This window comes from Thermomonas sp., assembly GCF_019104945.1.
Classification (GTDB): Bacteria; Pseudomonadota; Gammaproteobacteria; order Xanthomonadales; family Xanthomonadaceae; genus Thermomonas.
In genome coordinates, this window is record NZ_JAHRWW010000016.1 from 13137 (window position 1) to 39391 (window position 26255).

Here is a 26255-nt window from a genome sequence, read left to right on the forward strand (position 1 = left end):
TGCCGCCCCGTTGCCGAGTGCTTGGGCATGGCTGATTTGTACGGACATACCCCGCGCGGGCCGATGGGCGTGCTGCGTGCGGCGCGCTGGTCGCTGCAGGGGCTGCGTGCCGCTTGGTTGCATGAATCGTCGTTTCGCTTAGAGGTTTGCCTGTTCCTCGTACTGGGCCCGTTAGGCTGGTATCTGGGGGGCACCGGCGTTGAGCGCGTGCTGCTGATCGGCAGCTGCCTGCTGGTGATGGCGATGGAATTGATGAACTCGTCCATGGAAGCGGTGGTGGAACGCTTTGGCAACGAGCGCCACGAATTAGTCGGGCGTGCCAAAGATATGGGATCAGCGGCAGTATTTATGCTGATGATGAATGTGGTGCTGGTGTGGGCGGTATTGTTACTTCCGCGCTGGCTGTAATCCACGCATAACGCGTGTATCGACGAGACTGAAATGGATCTGAGTTTTCTTGCTTCACCCGACGCTTGGCTAACTTTGGTAACGCTGAGCGCACTTGAAATTGTGCTAGGGATCGACAACCTAGTCTTTATTTCCATTGCCGTGGGGCGCTTGCCGGAGCACCAGCGTCCGCTGGCACGCAAACTGGGTATCGCGGTGGCCTGTGTCACCCGCATCCTGCTGCTGGTGACCTTGGCGCACTTGGCGCGCATGCACAAAGACCTATTTGTGATTGGCGGCATGGGCATTTCCATCCGCGACCTTGTGCTGATTATCGGTGGCTTGTTCTTGCTGATTAAGGGCACGATGGAAATACGCGACCTGATCAATGGCGGAGAAGACGAAGACCCGCGTACCACCAAAGCATCTGCCGCCTTTGGCATGGTCATTGCGCAGATCGCGGTGATCGACATCGTGTTCTCACTGGACTCGGTGATTACCGCCGTGGGTATCGCCGAGCATGTGCCGATTATGGTCTTCGCAATTTTGGCGGCCGTCGCCATCATGCTGCTGGCGGCTAACCCGCTGGGTACGTTCATCGACGCCAACCCAACGGTGAAGATGCTGGCGCTGGCCTTTATCTTGCTAGTGGGCGCAGTGCTGGTGCTGGATGGTTTTGAAGTCCACGTGGCCAAGCCCTACATCTATTTCGCCATGGGCTTCTCGGTGATGGTGGAATGGCTGAATCTGCTGATGCGGCGCAAAGCGCAGGCGCATAAAGTACCCGGCACGGGCGAGTGGTGAGATAGCCAATGCCGATTCTTCATCACATCAATCCGGTTGCGGTGTCACTGGGGCCGCTCCAAGTCCACTGGTACGGTTTGATGTACCTGCTGGGCTTTGCCGTGGCGTGGTGGTTGGGTACCCGCCGCGTGCGCGCGGGGCGCTTGCCGGGAGTGAGTGATAACGCGTTCGGTGACCTGATGTTTTACGCCATGCTTGGCGTCGTGTTGGGCGGGCGCATCGGCTACATGCTGTTTTATAGCTTTGGCGAGTTTGTTCACAACCCGCTGCTGCTGTTTCGTGTGTGGGAAGGCGGGATGAGCTTCCACGGTGGCCTGCTGGGCGTGCTGATCGCCATTGGCTGGTGGTCACGCAGGCAAAAGCTGCACTTCTTCGACACGGTCGATTTCATCGCTCCGCTGGTGCCTGCAGGGCTTGGGTTTGGTCGCCTTGGCAATTACATCGGCGGCGAGTTGTGGGGCAAGCAGACCCAAGGCACGCTGTTTGATGGTTGGGGCGTGATCTTCCCGCGTGCACTGCCAGAGCCGTTCGCGTCGATGGATGCTGCCACCTTGCGCAGCTATTTCGAAAGCGGCGCACTAAACGCATTTGCGCGGCACCCGTCACAGCTGTATCAGGCCGCGCTGGAAGGCTTGGTGATGTTTTGCGTGCTGGTTTGGTATTCGCGCACGCCGCGCCCGCGCTATGCGGTGTCAGGTCTGTTTGCGCTGCTGTACGGCTGCTTCCGCTTTTTAGTGGAGTTTGTGCGTGAACCCGATGCGCAGCTGGGCTATCTCGCTTTTGGCTGGCTGACGATGGGGCAAGTGCTCAGTACGCCGCTGATTCTGCTGGGGCTGTTTTGGCTGTGGAAATCGCGCAGTGCACCTACCCTGCAGCCGGAAGCGCGCTGATGCAGCAATATCTTGAACTGCTGCGGCATGTGTTAGAACACGGCACCGAGAAGGCAGACCGCACCGGCACCGGTACCCGCAGCGTGTTTGGCTGGCAGATGCGCTTCGATTTGGCGCAGGGCTTTCCGCTGGTGACCACCAAAAAATTGCACCTGCGCTCGATCATCCACGAGCTGCTGTGGTTCTTGCAGGGCAGTACCAATATCGCCTATCTCAAAGCCCATAACGTTAGTATTTGGGACGAGTGGGCCGATGCCAACGGCGAGCTTGGCCCGGTATATGGCAAGCAGTGGCGCAGCTGGGAAGGCGCGAATGGGGAGACCTTCGACCAAATCCAGTGGGTGATCGACGAGATCAAGCGCAACCCTGATTCGCGGCGTTTGATCGTGTCGGCATGGAACGTGGCGGATCTGCCGCAGATGGCGCTGATGCCCTGCCATAGCTTGTTTCAGTTTTATGTGGCCGATGGCAAGCTGAGTTGTCAGCTGTATCAACGCAGCGGCGATATTTTCCTTGGCGTGCCATTCAATATCGCCAGCTACGCACTACTAACGCATATGGTGGCGCAGGTCTGCGGGCTGGGTGTGGGCGATTTTGTGCACACGCTGGGTGATGCGCATTTGTATTCCAATCATTTTGAGCAGGCACGCGAACAGCTAATGCGCACGCCGCGTGCGTTACCTACGCTGCGCTTGAACCCTAACGTGCAAGACGTATTGGGTTTTCGTTTTGAAGATATCGCGATCGACGGCTACGATCCCTACCCCGCGATCAAGGCTCCGGTGGCGGTGTAAGCCATGCAGGTCTCGCTGATTGCCGCACTGGATCGTCACTTCGCCATCGGCAAGGGCAACGCATTACCGTGGCATTTGCCCGATGACCTGAAGCACTTCAAAGCACTGACGCTGGGCAAGCCGGTGCTGATGGGGCGCAAAACTGCGCAGTCACTGGGCCGCGCGCTGCCGAAGCGACGTAATCTGGTGCTGACGCGCAGCGGTGAGGTGCCGTTTGCGGGGATGGAGCCGGTGGCCTCGCTGGATGCTGCGCTCGCGCTGGCACAGAGCGACGGGCCTGAGCTGTGCGTGATCGGCGGCGGCGAGGTGTATGCGCTGACGCTCGCCGTTGCAACGCGGCTCTACCTTACCCATGTGGATACGGTGGTAGAAGGTGCGGATGCGTTTTTCCCGCAGTTTGATGGCCATGCGTGGTGCGAGCGGACGCGTGTAGCGCATCCCGCCGATGCGACACACGCGTTTGCGTTCGACTTTGTGGATTACGAACGAGGCTGATCGTTTGGACGTGTGTCGCCGTGCCGACGGTGGCCATGCGGGTGCGGGTGTTTGGGCTTGGCCGGGCGCTGCTTCGGTGTGGGTGCGGGAACGTCACGGCCGGGAACCTGCACAAAATTGAGGTGTTCGCCGTCGAGCTGGAGCGCAGTGAGTTTGCCGCTCCACACGGCCCCGGTGTCGATCGCGTGGACGCCGTGGCCAATAAACAGCCCCAGCGTGCTCCAATGGCCGCAGACAATTTTAAGGTCACGGGCAGCATGGCCAGGTACGGAGAACCACGGGTACAGGCCGGGCGGTTGTGTGCCAGGCGCACCTTTATGATCGAACGCAATGCGGCCGCGCGGACTGCAATAGCGCATGCGGGTAAAGATATTGATGATGGCGCGTTCGCGCTCGATCCCGCCGAGGCGCGGCGACCACTCCGGGCCATCGCCATACATATTTTTCAGCAGCTTGCGGTAGTTGTCGCCGTGCAGCCGGGCTTCCACTTCGCGCGCGTGTTTTTCTGCAAGTTGGGTGGTCCATTTCGGCGCCAGCCCCGCGTGTACCATCATCCAGCCTAGCTGACGGTCGGCGTGCACCAGTGGGCGCGTGCGCAGCCACGTGAGTAGCTCGTGGGCGTCATCGGCAAACAGCACGCCCTGAAGGTCTGGATTGACGCGGCGCTTTTCGTCGGCGCTGCGTTCGGCCACCGCCAGCAGCGATAGATCATGATTGCCCAGCACTACGTTGCTGACATCACGCAGCGAATGCACGAGGCGCAGCGTTTCAACCGATTGCCCGCCGCGGTTGACGAGATCGCCACAAAACCACAGGCGATCCACGGCGGGATCAAAGCGAATTTTCTCCAGCAACCGCTGGGTGACGTCGTAGCACCCCTGCAGGTCGCCGATTGCCCAAACTGCCATCTCTCGATCCTAGTGCAGGGTGCGCGGGATGGATAGGGTGAACTGCGGAATGGGCGCGGCAAACTGAGTGCCGTCGTCGGCCAGCATGTCGTAACTTCCGCACATGGTGCCGATATCGGTTTCCAGCACAGCCCCCGAAGTGTATTCAAAGCCTTCGCCGGGGCGCAGCCACGGCTGTTCGCCCACCACGCCTTCACCTTGGACTTCGCGAATCTTGCCGTTGCCGTCGGTAATCAGCCAGTAACGGCTCAGCAGGCGCGCGGGGACTTTGCCCTGATTGCGAATCTGAATGGTGTAAGCGAAGACATAGCGGCTTTCTTCGGGCGAGGATTCCTCGTCTAAGAAGTGCGACACCACCGCGACGTCGAATTGGTAATCGTTGTTGCTCATACGTGCATTCTAGCCGGGCTAGCCGCCTGCAGGCTCATTTGCGGTAAGAAGATTTGCTAAATGCACAAAGTCAGCCACGGCGATTTGCTCGGCGCGTGCGTCTGGGCGCAGCCCTGCGGCTTCAATGGCAGCAGAATCGGCCACACCATTGAGCGCATTGCGCAGGGTTTTGCGGCGCTGGCCGAAGGCCGCGCGCACAACGTGGGCGAAGCGCGTGTGATCGCTAACAAGGACCTGCTGCGTAGGTTTTGGAACCAGCCGCACCACCGCCGAATCGACCTTGGGTGCGGGACGGAACGCGCCGGGCGGCACAACAAACAGCGGAGTGACGCTGCAGTACGCTTGCAACATCACCGAGAGGCGGCCATAGACTTTGCTGCCGGGCTCTGCGGCCATGCGTTCAACCACTTCTTTTTGCAGCATAAAGTGCATGTCGCGGATGCACGCGGCATGATCGAGTGCGTGAAACAAGATGGGTGAGCTGAGGTTGTAAGGCAGGTTGCCTACGAGGCGAATCTTGCCTTCGCTGGGCGCAAGTTCAGCGGCAAGCGTGCTGAAATTGACCCCCAATACGTCGCCTTCGATCAGCTTTAGCTGGCCGTGCGCGCGCGCCGCCGCTTGTAGCGGTGTGTGCAGGTCGCGGTCGAATTCAATTGCCGTCAATGCGCCGTGGCGCTTGAGCAGCGGAAAGGTTAGCGCACCTTGGCCGGGGCCGATTTCAACGATGGCATCACCCGGCTGCGGGTTGATCGCCTGCACGATTTTGTCGATAACGCCTTTTTCGTGCAAAAAGTTTTGGCCTAAATGCTTCTTGGCCGGTTCGGTGAAGCCTGTACTCATAGCAAACGTGTTCCCAGCGGGACATCAAGATCGGGCACGCAGAGCGCCACTGCGCCATTGGCGTCGTGAAAGCCGGTGACGAGGCATTCCGACATGATCGGCCCAATTTGTTTGGGAGGAAAGTTCAGCACGGCCACAACCAAGCGGCCAACCAAATTATCGGGGGAATAGTGCGCGGTAATCTGTGCGCTGGATTTACGTACGCCGTATTCTGGGCCGAAATCCACGTGCAGAATATAGGCAGGGTTACGCGCCTGCGGCAACGGTTCAGCCGAAAGAATGCGGCCAACACGCAGCTCGACTTTCAGAAAATCGTCAAATTGAATGGTGCTCATGGCGTATGGCGGCGTTGGGCGAGTGTGGTGCAAGTATGGATCGCGGAGAACAGGCTGGAAGGGTCGGCAATGCCTGTTCCTGCAATATCCAGCGCGGTGCCGTGATCGACCGCTACACGCGGATAGGGCAGGCCTAGGGTGATGTTCACTGCGTTGGCAAAGTCGGCGTGCTTGAGCACCGGTAGGCCTTGGTCGTGGTACATCGCCAGCACCGCGTCGAAGCCGCGCAGCTTGTCGGGCAAGAAGGCGGTATCGGCGGGAAGTGGGCCAACCAGCTGCATTCCCTGCGCGCGCAGTTCGGCGAGCGCGGGAATGATGATGTCGCGCTCTTCATGGCCAAGATGCCCGTCTTCCCCCGCATGCGGGTTCAGACCGAGTACGGCGATGGTGGGGGTGGCAATGCCGAACTGCGCGTGCAGCGCGTGATGCACGGTGCGAAGGGTGCGACGGAGGTCGTCTGCGGTTATGCGGTCGGCCACCGCACGTAGCGGAATGTGCACGGTTTGCAGCGCTACCCGCACGATGGGGTTGGCGAGCATCATCACCACATCGCAGCCCGCTTGTTCGGCGAGTAGGCCGGTGGTGCCGGTATAGGCGATGCCGCCTTCGTTGATCACCGCTTTGTGTACGGGGCCGGTGACGATGCCATCAAGCTGGCCGTCGAGACAGGCCTGCGCGGCCTCGGTGAGCGATGCAATGACAGCGGCGGCGTTGGCAGGCTCTGGCTGGCCCGGTGTGGCCGCGATGGGCGTTGGAATATCCACCAGCGCTAGGCTGCGCGGGTGCAGGGGCGCCTGTCCGAGGGGGTGCAGTGCGAGGGGGAGGCCAAGCCGGTTGGCCGCGCGCTGCAGGCTGGCGCCATCACCATAGACAACGAGATCCGCCGCCCAGTCGCGCTGCGCGGCCTGTACTACAAGCTCGGGGCCAACGCCCGCAGGCTCGCCGGGGACAAGCGCAAGCCGGGTGCGCGGAGGTGTCACGCTCAGGGTCAGAAGCCGGCGGCGCGGCTTCCCTCCGGGTGGACGTCAACCGGAGTCATCTTGGGCTTGGCCTTCTCGGTTTCGGGTAACTGCTGGGTGGATTTACCTTCCGCGTCGCGGATGTCCACATAGGCCTCACCACGGGTTTCGCGTAGGAAGCGATCCCACTCTTCTTCCAGTTTGCGGCGGCCGATGGTTTCACGCACCTGACCGCGCAGGTTTTCATCACCGGCGGCAATTTCGCGTGTTCCGCTGCGTTGCACGATCACCCAGCCCGCATCGGTTTTGAACGGGGCCGAGGTTTGGCCGTCGGCAAGTGAGGCGATCTGCATGCCAAAGGTGGTGCCGTAGGTGTCGGCGCTGAACCAGCCGAGGTCACCACCGCGGCGGCGGGTGGTGACATCGTCGGAGTTTTCGCTAGCGAGCTTGGTGAAATCGGCTCCACCTGCGAGGCGCGCAGCCAGCGTATCGGCCTTGGCTTTTGCCGCCGCATCGTTGGTTTTGTCATCAATCTTGATCAAGATTTGACGGGCCGAGAACTGGGTGACTTTGTTGCCACTGTCGGCCGCTTGGGTGCGCTTGCCCACTAATTGCAGTAACTGGAAACCGCTGGGGCCGCGGATCGGGCCGATCACATCGCCATCGTGCATCTGCTGGATGGCGGCGGCAAACGCCGGAGGAATTTCGTTCAGACCACGCCAGCCAAGGTCGCCGCCTTCCAGCGCGTTGGGGCTATCGGAGTAGCGCACTGCGGCTGCGGAGAACGTCATTTCGCCGCGATCGACGAGGCTCTTCACGCCTTCAATCTTCTTTTGCGCGGTGGCCAGCTGCTCGGGTGTGGGGGCGTCGGGGGTGCCCACCAAAATATGCGCAAGATGGAACTGCTGCCCAGCCGCAGCGGCATTATTGGCCAGTGCGGCGTCCACCTCGCCTTCGGTGACGTTGATGCGGCCTTGGGCAAAGCTCTGGCGCAGCTTCTGGGTGATGATTTCATCGCGCAGATTGTTGCGGAAATCAGTAAACGTCATGCCATCTTGGGTGAGGCGGGCGCGTAGCTGATCGACGCTCATATTGTTTTGCTGGGCCACGCCCTGTACGGCGCGCTCAAGGTCTTCGTCGGTGGCAGTAATGCCGATATCGGCGGCGCGCGCTAGCTGCAAGCGCTGCAGGATCAGGCGCTCCAGCACCTGCTTTTCCAGCACATTGGCGGGCGGAAGCTGGTTTTCATGCCCCGCGTACTGGTTACGGATATTGGCGATGGCGCGATCTAGCTCGCTGCGCAGAATCACGTCTTCGTTGGCAACCGCAGCGATGCGATCTACCGGCTGTAGGGATGTGTCTGATTGCGCCAGCGCATATCCTGTGTGCAGGAGAATGGGCAGGAGGGCGACAAGCAGCAGGCGGGAGCGGGAAAGCGTCATGGGCGATTAGAAGTCGTGTCTGATGAAGGAGGTTGGCCCGAAGCCGTTTGTGGCGGGACCAGATACAGATCATCGCGATTGTAGCCGAGGATCGAGCGGCGCAAGGCACGTTTGGTGTCTTGACCAGCGGAACCCAAGCCTTTCAGCTCAATTTCCAGCATGATCGAGTTGCCGATATCACCAGCGCGATTATGCACATAGCGTCTGCCGACGAGGCGAACCGCCACGCAGCAGCTATCCCACTGCACACCCGCGATGCCTTCTAAAGTTTTGCGGTCGCGGATCGAATAGTATTCGCGCGCCACAAGGCTCCAGCTGGGGTTGAGCGGGTAGAGGAAGGACATGTCTACCTGCTCTAGCTGTTGCCGGCGGTAGCGGTAGGAAAGGTTAAAGACACCGTCTTCGGGCAACAGGTAGCGGGCGCGTACGCTGGCGAGATCGGCGCGTTTGAACTGCGGATCCCATTGGTAGGAAGCGCCAAAGGTCCAGCGGTCGGTAGGGGCGTAGCTGGTGTCGGCCACCCAAGCGGAGCGGCCACGCTCAATAATTGGTTCATTGGGCAAATGCACCTTCGATTCACGGAAGTAGCGGATTTGACCCGCGCTCGCCGAAAAACGTTCCCGGCCGTCGGACTGGCGAATGGTGCGGGTGCTCACGGCCAGTGTTAGCTGGTTGGCGTCGGCCTGACGGTCGGCACCGGAATAGCGGTTATCACGGAACAACTGGCCCCAGCTGAAGGTCATCGGCTGGGTGTCGAACACCGGCATATCGGTTTGGTCGGTGTAAGGCACGTTCAGATAGAACAGGCGCGGCTCGATCGTCTGTAGATAATCTTTGTTTTTGATCCGGGTTTCGCGGTCGAAAACCAGCCCGCTATCGAAGCTGAAAATCGATGTGCCACGGCTGGGGGAGTTGGTGCCTAGGGTCTGCCCAAGCGCGTGTTCGAGTGAGTAGCCGGTCTGTCGCCAAGCAAGCGTGGGGCGGATAAACCAAGCATCGCCTTCCAGTGGCAGGCTGAGCCATGGCTTTAGGTCAAGGCGGGAGCCTGCGGCATAGACCGGGTGGTGAAAGCGCACCGCTTCCGCGTCGATCCCGGCCTGCAGTTGGCCAACGAGCTTGCTGTCCCAGCTCAAATAGGCGCGTGGCAGGCGGTCGTACGGCAAGATCGCATCGCTCAAGGTGTAGTCGGCTAGCTGCCAATGATCGGCACTGATTCCCGCGCTCCAATGGCTGCCGCGCCCGTACACGCCTACAGCGCTGTAGGCATTGTATTGCGCCAGCCCGTCGATGCTGTTGGTGAAATCTTCGTAGTAGCGTGGGTCGCTAATCCAATTGAGGTTGGCGCGCGCCTGCCAGTGCGAAGTCAGTCCATGCTGCGCAGCGAAGTGCAGCGCACTACGGCTACGGTCGCGTAGTTTGTCGTTGGGCATCCACGATGTATCTAAAACACCGTCGCCATTTTCAAGCAGATAGCGAAATTGCGCATCCAGCGAGATGCCACGGTTGGTCATGATGCGCGGGCTAAGCGTGGCATCGTAATTGGGCGCAAGGTTTAGGTAGATCGGCTGCTTCCAGTCAAACCCATTGCGCGAGGAATTGGAGATCGAGGGAAACAGCAGCCCCGTGCGGCGTTGGTCATTGGTGGGGAACATAAACCACGGCAGGTACAGCACCGGCACCTTGCCAAACTTGAGTTTTGCGCCGCGTGCGATCGCCATACCCGTATCGGTATTGAGCTCGATTTGGTTGGCGCTCAATTCCCAATGGCGGTCTTGGGTTGGGCAGGTGGAATAGGTGGCGCCATACAGGTGACCAATATCCCCGACCATCTCTAGGCGACTGGCTTGGCCGTTGCCGCGGCGCTCTAGCAGTTGATACTTGAGGTCACGCATGCTGTGGCTGTCGGCTTGTTGATCGCCTTCCGCATGCGAGGCCAGCAGGCGCAGCCCAGAGGCTTGGTAGCGCACGCTGCCTTCGGCCGTATAGCGGCCTTTTTCTTTATCGAACGTTAGCTGATCGGCACCCATGAACTGCGCGCCGCGGCGCATGGTGACATTGCCTTTGAAAATGGGATTGGCGTCGGTCCCGCCAAGGTCGTCGCCTTCGATGTCGGTAGGCTGGTCTGCGGGGTGAACGTTCAGCCCCTGTGGCGCCTGAAACGCGTCAGCAAACGCGGGGACGGTTTCTTCAATAGGGCACAGTGCCCAGTTGTGCGGTTTGTCCTCAGCCGCCAGCGCCGACAGGCTCGCGGTGATGGCAAGGGAAAGAGGGAGCAGGCGCAGGGCAAGGCGCACGGGCGATCCGAAAACAGGGAAACGGGGGGATAGCTTGCCGGAAGTGGAAGGTAGCGGCAAACCTTGACAGTTCAGCAACACGGAAAAGGCCTTAAATACAGAGGGCATCGACGTGGGCAACGCTGCTTTCGGCCAGCGCGACGAGGTCGTACCCGCCTTCCAACATCGAAATAATCCGCCCGCTGCAGTATATGTCGGCGATCTCGCAGAGTTGGCGGGTGATCCAGTAATAGTCATTGGCTTCCAGCTTGAGCCCCGCCAATGGGTCGCGCGCGTGCGCGTCGAAACCGGCGGAAATGAGCAGAAGTTGGGGTTTGAATGCGCGGATTGCGGGCAGCAGGCGCTCACTCCAGCTGGCCCGGAAGACGGTGCTGCCGCTGCCTTCGGGGAGCGGATCGTTGAAGATATTGCCGCAGCCGGTTTCGCTGCGTGCGCCGCTGTCGGGGAAAAGCTGCCATTGGTGCGAGCTGGCAAATAGTACGCGCGGCTCGTGTTCAAAAATGGCTTGGGTGCCGTTGCCGTGATGAACGTCAAAATCGGCAATGGCGATGCGTTCCAGCCCATACACGTCGATCGCGTGGCAGGCGGCAATGGCGATATTGTTGAATAAGCAAAACCCCATCGCCCTGTTTTGGGTGGCGTGGTGGCCGGGGGGGCGCACCGCGCAAAACGCGCGCTCGGTGCGTTGGGTCATCACCGCGTTCACTGCCGCAATGCCAGCACCGGCCGCGTGCAGCGCAGCCTCCGCAGATCCCGGAGAAAGCACGGTATCGGCGTCGAGCAGGGTGAGTTCTACGGGCGGGTGCTCCAGTACTTGTTCGAGCTGCTGCTCGCTATGCACGCGGAGCAGTTGCCCACGGCTGGCGCGTGGAGCCTGCTGCCAGTCGATAGTGGGGTGGGCGTTTTCCAGCGCACGCAGCACGCTGTTGAGACGGCCTGGGCGTTCAGGGTGGCCCGGCCCGGTTTCATGCGCGAGGCAGGCCGGGTGGGTGTAAACCTGAATCACAGCGGCCGTACCAAGCAGGGCGCCTTATTTGCGGCGCTCGTGGTTCCACAGCACTTCGCCGTGACCACTGGCGCGGGCCAGCACACGGCCCAACACAAACAGCAAGTCAGACAGGCGGTTGAGATAGTGCTGCGACTGTGGGCGAATGGTTTCTAACCGCGCCAGCGCAACCGTTGCACGCTCGGCGCGGCGCACCACGGTGCGTGCGATATGACAGCGCGCCGAGGCCTCGCCGCCACCAGGGAGAATGAACTCTTTGAGCGGCGGAAGGCCTTCGTTGAACTGATCCAGCTGGTGTTCCAGCGTTTCAATATCGGCATCAAAAATCGCTGCGTGGCCGGGGATGCACAGCTCGCCACCGAGATCGAACAGCTGGTGCTGAATACGAACCAGCAGCGCACGCACGTCGTCGGGCATCTCGGTAGCAAGCAACAGGCCGATGCAGCAGTTGGCTTCATCGACCGTGCCGTAGGCTTCAACGCGCGCTGAGTCTTTACCCACGCGCGAGCCGTCGCCCAGCCCGGTGCTGCCATCGTCACCGGTGCGGGTGTAGATCTTACTGAGCCGGTTACCCATTACGCGGTCTGCGCGCGCAGGGCCGGGTTCTGGCGGCGCAGCAGCTCAAAACCGCCAAACAGCACGGCCGAGTACAGCAGCGTGCTCAGCACTGTCCATTGGAAGAAGGGGATACCGGCCACATACGCCGCAACAAGGCCAGCGCCGTTATGCGGGTACATGCTGCCGAACGCCCAGACGCCAAAATTGGTGAGGATGAAGAACAGCAGCGAACCAGCCAAGGAATAGCCCAGCACGCGGCCAGCGCCGACTTTGCCGCGCAGGCCAAAGCCCAACACCGTGGAAAGCGCAATGCAGGCGTAGACCATCAGATAGCCCGCACTGGCGAAATAGCTCCAGTAAATGCCGCCATTGACCAAGCCCAAGACAAGGTCGGAGGCGAACATGGCCAGCAACGGCACAACCAGCGCCCATTGGCGTTTGGCGAAATAAGCGCCACCAAACAGGGCAACGGCTTCGATGGGGGAAAAATTCGGCGGGTGCGGCAGGACGCGGGTCAGTGCAGCGGCAAAAATTAGGGCTGCAAGCGTCAGCGGGCCGGCGGAAATCAGGGAACGTGGGAGTGTCATGGGGTGAACATCCGGTCTGCGAAGCCGTTAGCATAACGCAATGCATGATGAAGACGCCGCAAAAATGCCCCAGCACGATGTTTTAATCGTGGGTGGGGGCTTGGTGGGGGCTAGCCTTGCAATAGCGCTAGCGCCTTTAGGTTTGGATGTGGGAATGGTGGAAGCCGCACCCGCAGGTGCGTTGCCGCCGGTATTTGACCAGCGCAACCTCAGCTTTGCCGAGGCCACGGTGCACGCGCTGACGGCGCTAGGGGTGCTGCCGCTGATGCAGCAGCCGACGGGTGCTATTCGCACTATTCATATCAGCCGGGCTGGCGATTTTGGCCGCGTACGCTTAAACGCAGCGGCACATGGGCGCAGTGAGTTTGGTCGGGTTGTGGTGGCGCGTGATTTTGGCGAAGCCCTTGAAGCGCGCCTTTCGCAACTGCAGCGCTTAACCCGCTACCGCCCGGCGACGTTTGTGGGGCTAGATGAAAGTGATGGCGCTTGGCGCCGCGTGCATATTGCCGAGGCCAGCGGCCAGCGCAGTGTGGGGGCAAGGTTGGTTGTGGCGGCCGATGGTGCGCGTAGCGCGGTGCGTGCTGCACTCAATATTGCTGAAATGACGCACGATTACGCACAAACGCTGTTTGTAGCGCGCTTGCGCGCGCAGCGTGCGCCCGAGGGGAACGCCTACGAACGCTTAACCGATCACGGCCCAACGGCGCTGCTGCCGCGCGGCGACGGTTATTACGGGCTGGTGCACGGAGTGGCGCGTGATGAGGCTGAGCGCATTGGCGCATTGAGTGATGTGAATTTTTTAGCGCGTGTGCAAGACATTTTTGGTTGGCGTGCCGGGCGCTTTTTGGAGGTTGGGCCGCGCAGTAGTTACCCCTTGATCGGCTGTGTCGCAGAAGCGCTTAGCGCGCCGCGTGCAGTGCTGGTGGGCAATGCGGCGCAGTCAATCCATCCATTAGGGGCGCAAGGGTTCAATCTTGGCCTGCGCGATGCGTTGACCTTGGCAGAATGTATTGCTCAGCGGCCGGAAGATCCGGGTGAGGCCGCATTGCTGACACGCTACTGCGCGCGCCGGGCGGAGGATCGCCAGCGCACGCTGGCGTTTTCAGACGGGCTTGTGAAACTTACCAGTAACCCAGCGCCGCTGTTGCGGCCGCTGCGCAGTGCAGGGCTATTGGCCTGCGATAGCCTAGGCTGGCTGCAGGGCTGGTTGGCGGGTGGCGCGATGGGCTATCGCGGTGATGTTCCAGCGCTAAGTCGAGGTGCGCGATGAGCAGGCGGAATGGTTTAGATGCTGTGATCGCCGGAGGTGGCGTTGTGGGCGCTGCCTGTGCGCTGTTGCTGGCACGCGCCGGGCAGAAAGTGGCGCTGGTAGATCCGCGCGCCCCGGTTGCTTGGCAGCGCGAGGTGCGCGACCTGCGCGTCTTTGCGATTGCACCCGACAACGCGGCGCTGCTGGAACAATTAGGTGTGTGGGAGGCCATCACGCGCGCGCGGGTGCAAGCTTACCGGCGGATGCAGGTATGGGATGCAGGCGGTGGTGCGCCATTGGTGTTTGATGCAGATACGCTGGCGCAGCCGCAGTTGGGTTGGATCATCGAAAACAACCTGCTGATTGACCGTCTCTGGCAAGCGCTACGCGAAGCAAACGTGAGGCTGTATTGCCCTGCAAAAATCGAAACACTGGAGCAAGACGAAAGCGGCGTTCGCTTAGGGCTAGATGACGGAATATCGCTGGAAGCTGGGTTGGTGGTGGCCGCCGATGGCGCGCAGTCCAAGCTGCGCCAGCTTGCGGGTATTGCGGTGTCAACGCACGATTATGAGCAACGTGGCGTAGTGGCGTTTGTGCGCAGCGAGCACCCGCATCAAGCAAGCTGCTGGCAGCGGTTTCTACCGACTGGGCCGGTAGCGTTATTGCCATTTAATGACGATGGCGAAGCTGCATTACAAGGGCGGTTAGGCTCGATCGTATGGACGCTGCCAAATGCGGAAGCGCAGAGGCTCCTCGATGCGCCGGAAGAGCAGTTTAAACGCGAGCTTGCGCACGCCTTGGGTGGTGAATTAGGCGCGCTGCAGTTGCAGTCTTCACGAGCGGCGTTTCCGTTGCGGCGGCAGCTTGCAAAAACCCAATACAAGCAGCGTCTGCTGTTGGTGGGCGATGCCGCACACGCGGTGCATCCGCTGGCGGGACAGGGTGTCAACCTTGGGCTGCGCGATGTGGCCGGGCTACAAACACTGCTGCGTACAGGACGGACGCTATCGTCCGCGCAGCTCGCGCGCTGGGCGCGCACGCGGCGCAGCGACAATGCATTAGGCGCGTATAGCTTTGAAGCTATCAATTGCGCATTTAGTAATGACGCGCTGTTGCCCAGTCTGTTGCGTGGTCACGCGCTAGGCCTAGCAGGGCGGTTGCTGCCACTGCAGCGTTTGTTGTGGCAGCACTCGAACGGTGGTGGCATACACGCACCGAAAGCCACTGAAAAAGCATAAAGGAGTAACGATGCGAACCTTTGAAGACAAGCAGGGGCAGCGTTGGCAGGCGGCAATTTTGAACGCCTCTTATGGCAGCACGGTGCTGCTATTTAGCCCCGTGCATGGTGATGGCATTCGTCAGCAAGTGCTTGCTGCTGAGACACTGGCTGAAGCAGAACAGCAGCTCTATGCGCTTGATGAAGCCGCGCTATGTGAACTGCTAGAAACCGCCGCCGAGTGGGGCGGCGGTTGAGTACAGCAACTGCTTAACAGCGCAGTGACTGCATAGTAACGGCGGATTCGCGAATAGCGGCAAGCACTGCTTCTCGCTTCTGGGCCTGCGTCGAATCTAGGCCGACGTTGTCTTGATCCAGCACACGTTCGGCGCGGTAGCTAGAACGCACCAGTGGCCCGGAGACGGCTTCCAAAAAGCCCTTCGATAGTGCAAGTTCGCGGTATTCGTGGAACTTTTCTGGGCTCACAAAACGTTCCACCGGCAGATGGTTCTTGGTGGGGCGCATGTACTGGCCCATTGTCACCACATCGACGTTGGACGCACGCATATCATCTAGCGCCTGCTCGATCTCATCATCGGTTTCACCAAGGCCCAGCATCAGGCTGGTTTTGGTGACTACATTCGGGTCGTAGCTTTTGGCGAACTTCAATACGTCGAGCGTTTGCTCGTAGCCTGCACGCGGGTCGCGCACGGGGTGGGTCAAGCGCTTTACGGTTTCAAGATTCTGCGCGAACGTGGCCAGCCCCGCATCAAGCACGGTAGCAATATGCGCGTGCACACCTTGGAAGTCGGGCGTCAGCGCTTCCACCGCAGTCTCTGGCATGGTGAGGTGGATGGCTTTGATGCAATTGGCATAGTGGCCGGCACCGAGGTCTTTCAGGTCATCGCGGTCCACCGAGGTGAGTACGACATACTTGAGGCCCATCAAACGCACTGCATCGGCCACATGCGCAGGCTCCAGCGGGTCCAGCCAGCCGTTGGGGTTGCCGGTGTTGACCGAGCAGAACTTGCAGGCGCGGGTGCACACCGACCCCATCAGCATCAGCGTGGCGGTGCCGCGCTCCCAGCATTCGGCGATATTGGGGCATTTGGATTCGTAGCACACGGTGGATAATTTGTGCGATCGCACAATATCCAGCACTTCCTGATACTTCGCACCACTTGGCAGGCGCACACGCAGCCACGGCGGCTTCGGGCCTGCATCAGGGATGACATTTAGCGCATTGGGCTTGATGCCGTCTAAGACGGCAACGGTGCCCTGTGGGGTAACAACCTTGCTGCCCGAATGTGGACGGGCGGAATTGGATGAGCTGCTCATGTAGGGGCCAACCGGCACGCGGAACATTCGCGCAGGGCCATTGTACTGGAGCTTGCCCGATGGCTCACGTCAAAAAATGCCCGGGTGAAACAAAACCCCCGGTTTGGGCCGGGGGTTGGGGTTTAACGAGTGGCAATATCCATGATGATGCCGGTGGCGATTGCAACAAGTAGGTAGCGGTTGTCGGCGCGCACCCAGTGCTGGCCGCGCGGGGGGGTACGCAGGTGATAGTGACGGTAGTCGCGCACCACATAGGTGGGGCCATGATAGCGGTGACCGCGCTGCCAGTGATTGCGATTACTACGTGCGTAGCGCCAGTCGTTATAGCGTTGTGCGTCTGCGCGCCGACGAAGCTCGGCTTCCTGTCGGTATTGCCATTCGCTATCACGTTGGTGCTGCCATTCCGCGCGGCGGCGCAGTTCCTCGCGCTGCTGGCGCTGCCATGCTTGATCACGGTTCCAGTGCTGGTCTGCGTAATAGCGACCGTTGTCAACATAGACAACGCGGCGCTTGTGGGAATGATCGTCATCATGCGGCGCAGCGACCGTAACCCCAGCGAGTGAAAACAGAGCAAGTGCGCAAACGAAACCGCGAAGTAGTGTTTTCATTATGAAGTGCCCTTTGTGATGGTTGATCCCTGTGCCGCAGGTTTGAGACTAGTGCGGGCTTGCTGAACACCAGCATGAAGATTCTCCATAAGTGAAATCTAGATTCAGCTGCTAGTTGCTTTTGCGTTAAGGCGGGCTTGCAGTCTAGACTTTGTAAACCCCTTTAAATTGCCTCGCTCATGCCGTTTCGCTGGTTTTTCCTCGCACTGTTCTGCTTGATCGCGGCCTGTAGCCGTGCGCCTGAGGCTACTCAGACCAGCGCCAATGCCGCCGATATTGCGCCGCAGGAGCCGATGGTGCAGCGCAAACAGCAGGCGGAAATCGATTGGTCACCCATTCGTTTGGAGGCAGGCGATGCCTCTATCGACTGCACGGCGGATTATCTGGCTGGTGACGGGAAGCCGGTGTTGTCGCTGCTCTATCTCGACCTACGCACGGCGATGCAAGATTGCCGGGCAACGGGTCTGGTGCGGCTTCGTTACAAGGGGAAAGTCACTGCAAGTTTTGCCGCGCTTGCCGAGCGTGCGGGCAAGGTGGCCGGTGATCTTGGTATTGGCAAACGCATTTTAGATATCGATTCTGCCGGTGGTAGCGTTGAAGCCGCCATGCGTGCGGGCGATGCGATTGGCGAGAATGATTGGACGATCTGGGTGCGCGGTGATTCCGTTTGCCATAGTGCCTGCGTGCTGTTGCTTGCGGCTGGGGATATGCGGGTGATCGTGGGGCCAGTGGGCATTCATCGCATGATTCGGGTGAAATCCACGGCCACATCACGCAAAGAATTGGGTGAGGAATTGCGTAAGCTGAGCGATGAGCTGCGTAATTATTTGGAGCGGAACGGCGCGTCGATTGAAGTCTATGACTTGATGACCACGGTGCCCAATCGCACGTTGCGCATTTTGACCGACGAAGAGCTGGAGAACTTCGGTCTTTCCGGCGCGAATGCGGTAGAAGATGACCTCGACCGTATTCGCTTAGCGCGCCGCTGCGGGATCAAGTTTTTACAGCGGCGTGACGCATTCCGCCACGCCTATGAGCAAAGCTGTGTTGCACCCGCCGACGAGCAGCACCAAGACGTGGCCGATATCAATGCCTGCGGTTTGAGCTTGCGCGCGAAGTTTGGTTTCCCCGACCCGGCCTGTCCGGTGGAAAGCCCCATGGCCGAATTGGATGGCGCGATTTTGATGCCGCGTGAGGAGGAGCCTTTGGAGGCTGAGCAAACAGCAGCTGAGGCCAAGCCAGCGCAGGCGGAAAAAACGGCTCATCCATAACCGAATCAGCGACTGTTTAGAGTAGGTGGATACGGAACCTACGGCCCTTGATTTTGCCTGACCGCAGTTTTTCCAAGGCTTGTGACGCCTGTTTGCGAGTGATCGCGACATAGCTGCGGGTAGGGAAGGTGGCGATCTTGCCCACCGCCTCCTTGGCCAGTCCGGCCTCACCGGTGAGCGCGCCCACGATATCGCCTGGGCGGAGTTTATCGGTGCGGCCTGCGTCAATACGCAAAGTCGCCATTGGTGCTTGCGGCACGCCACGCGGCCGGCCTTCGAGTGGGTGAATGTGTTCTCGCTTGATTGCGCCGTTTTGCTGCTGTTCGATCATGGCGAGACGGTCAAGTTCTTTTTCCGCCACTAGGCTAAGTGCAAGTCCGCTGCGGCCAGCGCGGCCGGTGCGGCCAATGCGGTGCAGATAGGTATCGGCATCACTGGGAAGCTCGAAATTGACCACCGCGCCGATGTCATCGATATCCAACCCGCGCGCGGCCACGTCGCTGGCCACCAACACGTTGCAGCTGCGATTGGCAAAGCGCACTAAAACTTCATCGCGATCACGCTGCTCCATGTCTCCGTGCAGGGCCAGTGCGCTGAAGCCGTAATGCGCGAGCGAGCCTGCAACCTCATCGGCGTCTTTGCGCATATTGCAAAACACCACAGCCGAGTCAGGGTTGAACTGCAGTAATAGCGCGGCGAGTTGCTGCACGCGGCGTGCGGGATCAGCCGTAAAAAAATGCGACGTAATCGCGGCAGGTTGTGCGCCCCCACCTACGCTAATTTCGAGCGGATCGCGCAGCATGGTCTGCGCCAGTGTGCGGATCGCTTCTGGGAAGGTGGCCGAAAAGAGCAGCGTTTGCCGCTCTTTGGGCGTGCGTTTAACGATAGCGCGAATTGGCTCGTCGAAACCCATATCAAGCATGCGGTCGGCTTCGTCCAGCACCAGTGTGCGCAGATCGCGCAGATCGAGCGCATCTTTCTGCATGAGTTCTAAAATTCGTCCGGGCGTGCCTACAACCACCTGCGGTGCATGCTGGGCCAGCGAAGCTAACTGCGGTGCCAGCGGGATGCCGCCACAGAGTACCGACAATTTTAAGTTGGGAATGCCCGTGGCGAGTTTGCGCAGCTGCTGGCCAACTTGATCGGCCAACTCACGAGTGGGGCAGAGCACCAAAGCCTGCGGACGCGCAGCGGCAACGTCGATATTGCGCAATAAACCAAGGCCAAACGCAGCGGTTTTGCCGCTTCCAGTAGGGGCCTGAGCAATCACGTCGCGGCCATCAAGAATGGCGGGTAGCGCCTGCTCCTGAATTGGCGTCAGCACGTGGTAGCCCAGTGCGTCCAGACCGGGCAGCAGCAGGGGCGAGAGGGCGAGATCGGAGAACTGGATCGGCGTAGTCATCGCCTATGATCGCAGTTCTTGGCTGAACGGCAAAATGGAAGCGTCAACGCCCGCCCCCACCACCTCCCCCACCGCCACCTCCGGAAGAGCCACCACCACCGCCTCCCGAACTGCTTCCGGGGGGCGTGGAGGCCGACGCGATCGATGAGTTGAAGCTGCTGAGACTGCTGCTGAATTGGGTGAGGCTACTCATTGCGCTGCCGCGATACCACGTCATCATGTTCGCAGTCTGCTGCGCCTGTGCTTCACCCACGGCGAGGGTAAATTTCTCTGTCCATGCACCTTCAACGTCAAGCGCAACGGCATAGGGCAGAAGCGCCTCATAGCGCTGAGCATCCAGCATAGGAGGGGTGCCCGGCCCTTGTAGTTTGGCAAGCTCGTCGCGTTCGGCGACACTGAGATAACGCTTAAAACCTTCAATGTAATCCAGTATCTTGCGCCCTTCTAACGTGGGGGCGGCAAGTAGGAACGTGAAGGTAATGATCATCACCAGCATTACGATGCAGATCACAACAAGTGCCGCGATGCCAGCGCCGCCAGAAAGATAAAACGCCGCAACCATAACCCCGATGCAAAATAGCAGCGCCCAGCCTGCAGCAGCGCTGTTATTTTTGAACATGCGGCCGTTATAGGCCTTCTCAAGCACCTTGAACTGAGTCAGCTTCGCACTCATGAATCGCGCCCGGTTTTCCGGGGTAACAGCAAGTGTGGGGCTGTTTTCAAACAATTCTTCCAGCAGCGCCCGCTGAGAAGTGGGTAAGTCGCTATCGGCTTCAGAAGAGGTGCGTTCTAGTGTCCAGCTGTAATTGCCTAGAACTTTTTTCTCACTTTTGATCGTTACCAAGCCTTTTACCGCAAGCTCTAAGATATCGGCGGTAAAGCAGGCGGCGCTGATGTTGCGTTTTTGGATAAAGCGAAGCGCCGCAGGAGAAAAGCCTTCCGGTGGGTCATAACGCGTGATGATGATGCCTGGGTCTGGGTCAACTCCTACCTTTCGCCATCTGCTGTAGAGATAGATAAAGATCAAAAGTAGCCCGCCAAGCCCAATACCAACGCCGCGGTTGTCATTGAGGAACCAATGCAGCTTTTGCTCGGTAGTGGGTTCCGTCAAAATCCCTTTGGGAAAACTGAGAACGATCGTGAGCCCCTGCCGTGGCTGTAGCGACTGGGTGAGTGTCCACTGTGCTTCGCCGGGAGTGGGTAGGCGCGCAGTGAAATTTTGAGCGATAGCGCCTTGGGTGCCGGTATAGCCTTCTGCCCGCATTTCGTTGATCGGCACAGCGTGCGGAAGGCGCACAGTCACTTGCCCCTGCTGAATGGCAAAATCCCAACCTGTGCCAATCGCGTTCCAATACAGCTCGTCATGATCTTTGAAGAAGCCAATTTGGCGGTTGGTGGTGTAGCGCAGGGTGTAGGTGTAGTTCGCCGGGACAGGCAGAAAATCATCGTTGCCGAAGTTCACACGTACGCCATTGGACTTGGTTTCGGTAAACCAAGGCTCGGGCTTGCCATCGCGCAGTAAAGATTGAACGCTAAAGCCCACAACGACATTGTTGCCGTAGCGGTCTTTGTAACGTGTTGGGAAGCCGCGATAGATACCGCGACGAATTTGCAGCCCCGTGGCATGCACGCGGATGGTTTCTTCAACATCTAACGTACTGTCTTTGTTAACGGTGACGTTGATGTCGTAATTAAGGATGCTTTCTCCCGTTGCCGAAACGAGCTCTTGGATGCGGCGCTCAAGCTCCTGCGGGTCTTTGATGTGGCTCAGGTCAACATGGATATCCTGTGATTCAGATGTGGTCTGTGCAAGCGTAGGCGCACAGCACAGCGAGCAGAGGATAAAAAATAAAACAGACAAGATTTTCATGATGAAATCCTGATGTCGGGCGCCGTTGTGCTGTCGTGCTCTGCTTGAAAAAAATCGGTCTGCTTAAAGGCGAAAATAATTGCGATGATGAGTGCAGGAAAGCGCTGAATGCCGTTGTTGTAGTCACGCACGGCGCCGTTGTAAAAGCGGCGCGCGTATTGCAGATGTTCTTCAACCTCTACTAGTGAAGCCGAAAGCTGTGAGAAGTTCTCATTGGCTTTTAAGTCAGGATAACTTTCACGCAGGAGCAGTAATTTTCCTAACGCTTGTTCAAGCGCTGCTTCGGTCTGCCCTTGCTGTGATGCACCCTTTGCAGTAAGCGCCTGTGCGCGCAGCTCTGTGACGGCGATGAGCGTGGCGCGCTCGTGGGCGGCATAGCCCTTGGTTACTTCAACAAGGCGCGGTACAAGATTGTGACGGCGCTGCAGCTGCACACCGATATCGGCCCAAGCCGTGTGGTATTGGTTGCGCAGGCGCACCAGCCGGTTGTAGGCGGCTATTGCCCAGAATGCAATGCCTAGAGCGGCAGCCAGTAGCGCAAACGTCATGCAAATTCCCCGTTACTTGAATGAAATACGCCAAATTGGGCGAGATATGGACGCTGCCTGTATTAGCAGGCGCGCAGACAGATTTTGTTGCTCCCCAATACAACCGTTTGTCCCGCACGAATTTTGGCAGTTTTGCGCAGTTCTACCGCGCCATCGACAAGCACGTCGCCGCTGGCAACAAGTTGCTTCCCTGCGCCGCCAGAGTCGCAAAGTCCGGCAAGTTTGAGTAGTTGATTGAGTTCGATATATTCGCGATCAAGGTCGAATGCGATGGTATTCATGGGGATGTGTTGGGTGGGCTTGGGGTTATTCGGCAATCTGGTGCGCTTCGCTGATGCCGGCTAGCTCGGCATGCGCCGGTTTACGTCGGCTGGCTAGGAGGCCTTGGGCAAAGACCACGATCAAAATAATAGCGACGCCGATGTAAAAGCGTACATGCAAATCCTGCTGCTCTTGGAATAAGAGTGCAGCAAGAAAGATGGCATAAATGGGCTCTAGGTTGACCGAAAGCTGTGCGGTAAATGCGGAAAGATGGCGCAAAGCAACGAGATACAGGGCATAGGGTAATAGCGTGCAGGCGAGCGCTAGAACAAGCAGCCAAAGAATGTCCATGCCTTCGGGGAGCACCAGTAAAGTGTCGCCGAAAGAGGGCGCAAGGAGTGGGATGGCCGGAGCGAGAAGAGTAAGCGTGAGCGCGCCTGCACCAAGTTCTAACGCGGTAACGGTAAGTGGGTCGCTTCCGTCAACCATGCGCTTATTGAGAGAGCCAAACAGCGCCACGAAAAAGGCCGAGATGACGCCAACTAAGATACCGGTATGCATCCCCGCTGGAACACCGCCGACGACAAGCCAAATTCCGGGTAGCGATGCGAGCCCAAGTGCAAAATCACCGAGGCGAAAGCGTTGGCGCGTGAGCAGGGGTTCCAGTAGCGCCGTCATAGGTGTGGCGAAGGCCATGCAGGTAGCGGCTACCGATGCGTTTGAAAGTTTGATTGCCCCGTAAAACGTCAGCCAATGCAACGCAACCAGAGCGCCGATGCCCGTATAAGCAAGGCGTGTGCGCACCGACATTGTCGCGAGCCCCCGCCAAACCTTGGGAAGCAATGCCAATGCCACAGCAACCAGCAACATGCGCCACCAAACCAGCGGTAGCGCCGGTAGTGTGATGAGCTTGCCAAGGATCGCGGTAAAGCCCCAAAGCAAAACACAGAAATGGATCTGCCAAAGCGCGCGGGTGGTATCAGATGAATGCATCAGCCTATTATCACGGGTTCTGCGGTGAGGCGCGGGTGATTTTAATATGACCGATGGGGCATCCTTGCGGAGGTATTAGCAGGCATACTCTGCGTTTTCGATCGCTGAGAGTTCCCATCATGCGTTTTGCCCCGCTTGCTCTTGCCTTGGTCTTGACGTTAGGTGCCGCAACCCCAGCGCTGGCGCAGCACGCGCCACCTGTTCGCGTTGACGATACGCTGGCACCACTAGCCGCACCGCTGCCAGATGCGGCGCGCTTAGCCAAGTTCGATGCCTATGTGGAATCAGTGCAAAAGCAGTTTGATGTTCCGGGCGTGGCCGTGGCCATCGTGAAGGACGGCAAGGTTGTGATGGAGCGCGGCTACGGTGTGCGCGAGTTGGGCAAAGCGGCCAAGGTGGATGCCCACACGATGTTTGCCATCGCTTCCAATACCAAAGCCTTTACCGCAGCTTCGCTCAATATCCTGCAAGACGATGGCAAGCTAAAAACCACCGATCGCGTGATCGATCACCTGCCGTGGTTCCGCATGAGTGATGCCTATGTGACGCGCGAAATGCGCATCCGTGATCTCTTGGCTCATCGCAGCGGGTTAAGTCTTGGGGCGGGTGATCTGCTGTATTGGCCCACCACGACTTACAGCACCCGCGAAGTGGCGGAGCGCTTGAAAGATGTACCGCTCACAGGCGGATTTCGCGAGCAGTACGCCTACGACAACATCTTGTTTGGGGTGGCGGGGTTGGTGGTGGAAGCGGCATCGGGGATGTCGTTCAAACAGTTCATGCAGACGCGTATTTGGAACCCGCTGGGGATGACGGAAACGCGTTACAACAGCGATGATCTAAAGCCCGGTGATAACGTCGCGGTGGGTAATGCCAAGTTTGACTTTAAAGATTTGCGCCCAGTGGGTGTGACCAGTTGGCGCAATGTCTCGGGTGCAGGTGGCATCTATTCCAGCGTGCACGATCTTACTAAATGGATGAACGCGCAGCTCGCAGGTGGCGTGTATGCAGGAAGTGGAGAGAGTGCAAAACGGCTATTTAGCACTCAGCGTCAGCGCGAAATGTGGTCGGTACTGACACCCATCCCCACCGGGAAATCGCCCATTCCCGAACTGGCAGATGCGGCATCGAATTTTTCCGGCTATGGCCAAGGCTGGCAGCTTTCCGATTATTTAGGTGACCGCTTGGTATGGCATACCGGTGGTTGGCCGGGGCAAGTGTCGCGCCTAACCCTAGTGCCGGGGAAGGGTGTTGGTGTTGTGGTGCTGACGAGCGCGGAAGTGGGCGCGGCATTCAACGCGATCACGTATGAGGCGCTAGACATGATGCTGGGCCATAGCGGCCATGACTGGCTAAAAGGTTACGCTGCTGCGGTGGCAAGGTCCCAAGGCAATGCCGACGAAAGCTGGCAGAAACACCTCGCCGCGCGTGACGCAAACAGCAAACCTTCTCTTGCCCTCGCAAAATACGCCAACACCTACCGCGACCCGTGGTACGGCGATGTCATTATTCGCCAAGGTGCAAAAGGTTTGGAATTGCAGTTCAGTAAAACGGCCGAACTGCTGGGGGATATCGAACACTGGCAGCACGACACGTTCATCGTGCGCTGGCGCGACCGCGGCCTAAACGCCGATGCGTTTATCAATTTCGCTCTTGACCCCGACGGCAACATCCGTGAACTGCGCATGCAGCCGGTGTCACCGTTAACCGATTTCAGTTTCGACTTTCAAGACCTGCGGTTGGTGCCGGTACGCTAGTCATCTACGCTGGAGTCTTCTTTCATCGCCGGATTGCTGGATGCGTACGGTAATCCCCCCGCTTTGACGGTAGTTAAAAGTGGGGATTGCCCGAGGGCCTGAGGCTAGGGTAAAAAATAGAGTGTGAGAAAGATCGATGCACTATTGGATTATTCTGAAATTTTGAAGCTTCTCCATAGGTGCAGTATGTCGATATTCTTAATGCGACGGGATGACTCGGTGTGGTTTTCAAGTACGAAATTGCTGTACAGGAATCGCCCGTTGTGCAACCTCATGATCGCCACATTGCAGGTAGATGTTGCTCTATAAATAGAGCCATTAGCCTCATCGCAGTCGACGTCAGTTGAGAAAAGTGTGTGGCTGTTTATTTCAATCGGCACCATGTCATAAGACGACATCGGCGTGCTGACTTTGAGTGAATCGCTTTTGTCCATGGCAGAAGATTTATTCGCTGCTTCTGTGGAGATGCCAAAATCAGCTAAAAATTCAGCGTCTGTCGATGAACATAGGAAGCCAGCCGCAAGTTTGCGTTTCTTGAAGTAAAACTCGATGCATTGCGTGTCATCGTAACGATTTGATAGTTTACTCTCTGCAGCATAGGAAAATCCCGTGGGTGCTTGCATGGAAATTTCAAGGCCGGTCAATTTCAGCATTCACGAAGTCGGCACTTGCTCAATGGCTTGAAGCGCGTGTCGTAGTGGGGGCCGATGTGTATAGTGACGGACTTGCCGCATTTCGAGCGGCGGAGCTGGCGCAAGCGCACACTGTGGTGCGTGGAGAAGGGCGTGAACGCTGCGAAAGCCCAAGTTTGCGTTGGGTTAATGTGGTGTTGTCGAACTTGAAGCGTTCGCTGGATGGAGCGTATCACGCATTCAAGTTCTTCAAGTATGCTGAGCGCTATCTTGCTGAGGCAGCATGGCGCTTCAACCGGCGGTTTGATCTGAAAGCACTTGTGCCGTGCTTGCTGCAAGCCGTTGTTCAAACTAAACCGTGCTCGGAGGCAGCTTTGCGTGATGCGCCAATATTCGTTGCTGAGGGTTCGTGCTAATCAGG

At 58.8% G+C, this 26255-nt stretch carries 28 protein-coding genes and 1 pseudogene; 11 read left to right on the forward strand and 18 right to left on the reverse strand.

Annotated features, from left to right (window positions below; all coding sequences use genetic code 11):
- Positions 1 to 27: 27 nt before the first annotated feature.
- From KUL77_RS04695 to KUL77_RS04715, 5 genes are read left to right on the forward strand one after another with little or no spacing between them, the layout of a single operon-like run.
- Positions 28 to 408: a diacylglycerol kinase gene (locus tag KUL77_RS04695; RefSeq protein WP_297144153.1), complete on the forward strand. Its 381-nt coding sequence runs from the start codon at positions 28 to 30 to the stop codon at positions 406 to 408.
- 33 nt (positions 409 to 441) lie between these two features.
- Positions 442 to 1191: a TerC family protein gene (locus KUL77_RS04700; RefSeq protein ID WP_297144154.1), complete on the forward strand. Its 750-nt coding sequence runs from the start codon at positions 442 to 444 to the stop codon at positions 1189 to 1191.
- 8 nt (positions 1192 to 1199) lie between these two features.
- The gene (gene lgt, locus KUL77_RS04705; protein WP_297144155.1) at positions 1200 to 2081 is read left to right on the forward strand and encodes a prolipoprotein diacylglyceryl transferase; all 882 of its coding nucleotides are present in this window, start codon (positions 1200 to 1202) and stop codon (positions 2079 to 2081) included.
- The gene (locus KUL77_RS04710) at positions 2081 to 2875 is read left to right on the forward strand and encodes a thymidylate synthase (RefSeq protein ID WP_297144156.1); all 795 of its coding nucleotides are present in this window, start codon (positions 2081 to 2083) and stop codon (positions 2873 to 2875) included. Before lgt ends, KUL77_RS04710 begins: the two co-directional genes overlap by 1 nt.
- Positions 2876 to 2878: 3 nt before the next feature.
- A complete protein-coding gene (locus KUL77_RS04715; protein ID WP_297144157.1) occupies positions 2879 to 3370 on the forward strand; it encodes a dihydrofolate reductase in 492 nt (163 codons plus the stop codon).
- Here the strand turns inward: KUL77_RS04715 and KUL77_RS04720 are convergent.
- From KUL77_RS04720 to KUL77_RS04765, 10 genes are all read right to left on the reverse strand, one after another.
- Complete coding sequence (locus tag KUL77_RS04720) at positions 3355 to 4278, reverse strand: symmetrical bis(5'-nucleosyl)-tetraphosphatase (RefSeq protein ID WP_297144158.1); 924 nt, start codon at positions 4276 to 4278, stop codon at positions 3355 to 3357. The genes KUL77_RS04715 and KUL77_RS04720 overlap by 16 nt on opposite strands.
- Before the next feature lie 9 nt (positions 4279 to 4287).
- Positions 4288 to 4668 carry a Co2+/Mg2+ efflux protein ApaG gene (apaG, locus tag KUL77_RS04725; RefSeq protein ID WP_297144159.1) on the reverse strand — a complete coding sequence of 127 codons (381 nt, stop codon included), beginning with the start codon at positions 4666 to 4668 and terminating at the stop codon, positions 4288 to 4290.
- Between the two features lie 18 nt (positions 4669 to 4686).
- On the reverse strand, positions 4687 to 5508 hold the full coding sequence (rsmA, locus tag KUL77_RS04730; RefSeq protein WP_297144160.1) for a 16S rRNA (adenine(1518)-N(6)/adenine(1519)-N(6))-dimethyltransferase RsmA: 822 nt from the start codon (positions 5506 to 5508) through the stop codon (positions 4687 to 4689).
- Complete coding sequence (locus tag KUL77_RS04735) at positions 5505 to 5843, reverse strand: tRNA-binding protein (protein ID WP_297144161.1); 339 nt, start codon at positions 5841 to 5843, stop codon at positions 5505 to 5507. Before KUL77_RS04735 ends, rsmA begins: the two co-directional genes overlap by 4 nt.
- A complete protein-coding gene (gene pdxA, locus KUL77_RS04740) occupies positions 5840 to 6823 on the reverse strand; it encodes a 4-hydroxythreonine-4-phosphate dehydrogenase PdxA (protein ID WP_297144162.1) in 984 nt (327 codons plus the stop codon). The genes KUL77_RS04735 and pdxA overlap by 4 nt, the downstream gene beginning before the upstream one ends.
- Positions 6824 to 6831: 8 nt before the next feature.
- Entirely contained in the window at positions 6832 to 8244 is a 1413-nt protein-coding gene (locus KUL77_RS04745; protein WP_297144163.1) for a peptidylprolyl isomerase, read from the reverse strand.
- Complete coding sequence (lptD, locus tag KUL77_RS04750) at positions 8241 to 10538, reverse strand: LPS assembly protein LptD (protein ID WP_297144164.1); 2298 nt, start codon at positions 10536 to 10538, stop codon at positions 8241 to 8243. Before lptD ends, KUL77_RS04745 begins: the two co-directional genes overlap by 4 nt.
- A 91-nt stretch (positions 10539 to 10629) precedes the next feature.
- Positions 10630 to 11541, reverse strand: coding sequence for a histone deacetylase family protein (locus KUL77_RS04755; RefSeq protein WP_297144179.1), 912 nt, complete (start codon positions 11539 to 11541; stop codon positions 10630 to 10632).
- A gap of 27 nt (positions 11542 to 11568) precedes the next feature.
- The gene (locus tag KUL77_RS04760) at positions 11569 to 12120 is read right to left on the reverse strand and encodes a cob(I)yrinic acid a,c-diamide adenosyltransferase (protein WP_297144165.1); all 552 of its coding nucleotides are present in this window, start codon (positions 12118 to 12120) and stop codon (positions 11569 to 11571) included.
- The gene (locus KUL77_RS04765; protein WP_297144166.1) at positions 12120 to 12689 is read right to left on the reverse strand and encodes a DUF6580 family putative transport protein; all 570 of its coding nucleotides are present in this window, start codon (positions 12687 to 12689) and stop codon (positions 12120 to 12122) included. Before KUL77_RS04765 ends, KUL77_RS04760 begins: the two co-directional genes overlap by 1 nt.
- A 40-nt stretch (positions 12690 to 12729) precedes the next feature.
- Here KUL77_RS04765 and ubiH point away from each other — a divergent pair, with 40 nt between their 5' ends.
- The 3 genes from ubiH to KUL77_RS04780 are packed head-to-tail and all read left to right on the forward strand — an operon-like array spanning position 12730 to position 15411.
- Positions 12730 to 13959 (forward strand): 2-octaprenyl-6-methoxyphenyl hydroxylase, encoded by a 1230-nt coding sequence (gene ubiH, locus KUL77_RS04770; RefSeq protein WP_297144167.1) that lies wholly within the window; start codon positions 12730 to 12732, stop codon positions 13957 to 13959.
- A complete protein-coding gene (locus KUL77_RS04775) occupies positions 13956 to 15176 on the forward strand; it encodes an FAD-dependent oxidoreductase (RefSeq protein WP_297144168.1) in 1221 nt (406 codons plus the stop codon). The genes ubiH and KUL77_RS04775 overlap by 4 nt, the downstream gene beginning before the upstream one ends.
- A gap of 10 nt (positions 15177 to 15186) precedes the next feature.
- A complete protein-coding gene (locus KUL77_RS04780; RefSeq protein WP_297144169.1) occupies positions 15187 to 15411 on the forward strand; it encodes a hypothetical protein in 225 nt (74 codons plus the stop codon).
- A 13-nt stretch (positions 15412 to 15424) separates the two neighbouring features.
- Here the strand turns inward: KUL77_RS04780 and lipA are convergent, their stop codons facing one another.
- Positions 15425 to 16492, reverse strand: a complete 1068-nt coding sequence (gene lipA, locus KUL77_RS04785) for a lipoyl synthase (protein WP_297144170.1) — start codon at positions 16490 to 16492, stop codon at positions 15425 to 15427.
- A gap of 122 nt (positions 16493 to 16614) precedes the next feature.
- The gene (locus KUL77_RS04790; protein WP_297144171.1) at positions 16615 to 17100 is read right to left on the reverse strand and encodes an RcnB family protein; all 486 of its coding nucleotides are present in this window, start codon (positions 17098 to 17100) and stop codon (positions 16615 to 16617) included.
- 179 nt (positions 17101 to 17279) lie between these two features.
- Between KUL77_RS04790 and KUL77_RS04795 the strand changes: the two genes are divergently transcribed.
- Entirely contained in the window at positions 17280 to 18371 is a 1092-nt protein-coding gene (locus KUL77_RS04795; protein WP_297144172.1) for a hypothetical protein, read from the forward strand.
- Between the two features lie 16 nt (positions 18372 to 18387).
- On the opposite strand, the gene dbpA is transcribed toward KUL77_RS04795, so the two are convergent.
- The 5 genes from dbpA to KUL77_RS04820 form a co-directional block, all read right to left on the reverse strand.
- The gene (gene dbpA / locus KUL77_RS04800) at positions 18388 to 19773 is read right to left on the reverse strand and encodes an ATP-dependent RNA helicase DbpA (RefSeq protein WP_297144173.1); all 1386 of its coding nucleotides are present in this window, start codon (positions 19771 to 19773) and stop codon (positions 18388 to 18390) included.
- A 43-nt stretch (positions 19774 to 19816) separates the two neighbouring features.
- On the reverse strand, positions 19817 to 21643 hold the full coding sequence (locus tag KUL77_RS04805; RefSeq protein WP_297144174.1) for a DUF2207 domain-containing protein: 1827 nt from the start codon (positions 21641 to 21643) through the stop codon (positions 19817 to 19819).
- Positions 21640 to 22191 carry a LemA family protein gene (locus tag KUL77_RS04810; RefSeq protein ID WP_297144175.1) on the reverse strand — a complete coding sequence of 184 codons (552 nt, stop codon included), beginning with the start codon at positions 22189 to 22191 and terminating at the stop codon, positions 21640 to 21642. Before KUL77_RS04810 ends, KUL77_RS04805 begins: the two co-directional genes overlap by 4 nt.
- 62 nt (positions 22192 to 22253) lie before the next feature.
- Positions 22254 to 22472 carry an RNA-binding S4 domain-containing protein gene (locus tag KUL77_RS04815; RefSeq protein WP_297144176.1) on the reverse strand — a complete coding sequence of 73 codons (219 nt, stop codon included), beginning with the start codon at positions 22470 to 22472 and terminating at the stop codon, positions 22254 to 22256.
- 25 nt (positions 22473 to 22497) lie between these two features.
- Entirely contained in the window at positions 22498 to 23445 is a 948-nt protein-coding gene (locus KUL77_RS04820; protein ID WP_297144177.1) for a DMT family transporter, read from the reverse strand.
- A 119-nt stretch (positions 23446 to 23564) separates the two neighbouring features.
- On the opposite strand from KUL77_RS04820, the gene KUL77_RS04825 reads away from it, so the two are divergent.
- A complete protein-coding gene (locus KUL77_RS04825) occupies positions 23565 to 25202 on the forward strand; it encodes a serine hydrolase (protein WP_297144178.1) in 1638 nt (545 codons plus the stop codon).
- A gap of 149 nt (positions 25203 to 25351) precedes the next feature.
- On the opposite strand, the gene KUL77_RS04830 is transcribed toward KUL77_RS04825, so the two are convergent.
- Positions 25352 to 25855 (reverse strand): hypothetical protein, encoded by a 504-nt coding sequence (locus KUL77_RS04830; RefSeq protein WP_297144180.1) that lies wholly within the window; start codon positions 25853 to 25855, stop codon positions 25352 to 25354.
- Here KUL77_RS04830 and KUL77_RS04835 point away from each other — a divergent pair.
- Positions 25855 to 26250, forward strand: a pseudogene (locus KUL77_RS04835) (transposase); the annotation flags it as partial. The gene KUL77_RS04830 and the pseudogene KUL77_RS04835 overlap by 1 nt on opposite strands.
- Positions 26251 to 26255 lie beyond the last annotated feature (5 nt).

What these genes read in the sequence shown, in the direction of transcription:
- KUL77_RS04695 (WP_297144153.1), top strand. Translation starts at nt 28, where the DNA reads ATGGCTGATTTGTACGGACATACCCCGCGCGGGCCGATGGGCGTGCTG.
- KUL77_RS04700 (WP_297144154.1), top strand. Translation starts at nt 442, where the DNA reads ATGGATCTGAGTTTTCTTGCTTCACCCGACGCTTGGCTAACTTTGGTA.
- lgt (WP_297144155.1), top strand. Translation starts at nt 1,200, where the DNA reads ATGCCGATTCTTCATCACATCAATCCGGTTGCGGTGTCACTGGGGCCG.
- KUL77_RS04710 (WP_297144156.1), top strand. Translation starts at nt 2,081, where the DNA reads ATGCAGCAATATCTTGAACTGCTGCGGCATGTGTTAGAACACGGCACC.
- KUL77_RS04715 (WP_297144157.1), top strand. Translation starts at nt 2,879, where the DNA reads ATGCAGGTCTCGCTGATTGCCGCACTGGATCGTCACTTCGCCATCGGC.
- KUL77_RS04720 (WP_297144158.1), bottom strand. Translation starts at nt 4,278, where the DNA reads ATGGCAGTTTGGGCAATCGGCGACCTGCAGGGGTGCTACGACGTCACC.
- apaG (WP_297144159.1), bottom strand. Translation starts at nt 4,668, where the DNA reads ATGAGCAACAACGATTACCAATTCGACGTCGCGGTGGTGTCGCACTTC.
- rsmA (WP_297144160.1), bottom strand. Translation starts at nt 5,508, where the DNA reads ATGAGTACAGGCTTCACCGAACCGGCCAAGAAGCATTTAGGCCAAAAC.
- KUL77_RS04735 (WP_297144161.1), bottom strand. Translation starts at nt 5,843, where the DNA reads ATGAGCACCATTCAATTTGACGATTTTCTGAAAGTCGAGCTGCGTGTT.
- KUL77_RS04745 (WP_297144163.1), bottom strand. Translation starts at nt 8,244, where the DNA reads ATGACGCTTTCCCGCTCCCGCCTGCTGCTTGTCGCCCTCCTGCCCATT.
- KUL77_RS04760 (WP_297144165.1), bottom strand. Translation starts at nt 12,120, where the DNA reads ATGGGTAACCGGCTCAGTAAGATCTACACCCGCACCGGTGACGATGGC.
- KUL77_RS04765 (WP_297144166.1), bottom strand. Translation starts at nt 12,689, where the DNA reads ATGACACTCCCACGTTCCCTGATTTCCGCCGGCCCGCTGACGCTTGCA.
- ubiH (WP_297144167.1), top strand. Translation starts at nt 12,730, where the DNA reads ATGCATGATGAAGACGCCGCAAAAATGCCCCAGCACGATGTTTTAATC.
- KUL77_RS04775 (WP_297144168.1), top strand. Translation starts at nt 13,956, where the DNA reads ATGAGCAGGCGGAATGGTTTAGATGCTGTGATCGCCGGAGGTGGCGTT.
- KUL77_RS04780 (WP_297144169.1), top strand. Translation starts at nt 15,187, where the DNA reads ATGCGAACCTTTGAAGACAAGCAGGGGCAGCGTTGGCAGGCGGCAATT.
- lipA (WP_297144170.1), bottom strand. Translation starts at nt 16,492, where the DNA reads ATGAGCAGCTCATCCAATTCCGCCCGTCCACATTCGGGCAGCAAGGTT.
- KUL77_RS04790 (WP_297144171.1), bottom strand. Translation starts at nt 17,100, where the DNA reads ATGAAAACACTACTTCGCGGTTTCGTTTGCGCACTTGCTCTGTTTTCA.
- KUL77_RS04795 (WP_297144172.1), top strand. Translation starts at nt 17,280, where the DNA reads ATGCCGTTTCGCTGGTTTTTCCTCGCACTGTTCTGCTTGATCGCGGCC.
- dbpA (WP_297144173.1), bottom strand. Translation starts at nt 19,773, where the DNA reads ATGACTACGCCGATCCAGTTCTCCGATCTCGCCCTCTCGCCCCTGCTG.
- KUL77_RS04805 (WP_297144174.1), bottom strand. Translation starts at nt 21,643, where the DNA reads ATGAAAATCTTGTCTGTTTTATTTTTTATCCTCTGCTCGCTGTGCTGT.
- KUL77_RS04810 (WP_297144175.1), bottom strand. Translation starts at nt 22,191, where the DNA reads ATGACGTTTGCGCTACTGGCTGCCGCTCTAGGCATTGCATTCTGGGCA.
- KUL77_RS04815 (WP_297144176.1), bottom strand. Translation starts at nt 22,472, where the DNA reads ATGAATACCATCGCATTCGACCTTGATCGCGAATATATCGAACTCAAT.
- KUL77_RS04820 (WP_297144177.1), bottom strand. Translation starts at nt 23,445, where the DNA reads ATGCATTCATCTGATACCACCCGCGCGCTTTGGCAGATCCATTTCTGT.
- KUL77_RS04825 (WP_297144178.1), top strand. Translation starts at nt 23,565, where the DNA reads ATGCGTTTTGCCCCGCTTGCTCTTGCCTTGGTCTTGACGTTAGGTGCC.
- KUL77_RS04830 (WP_297144180.1), bottom strand. Translation starts at nt 25,855, where the DNA reads ATGCTGAAATTGACCGGCCTTGAAATTTCCATGCAAGCACCCACGGGA.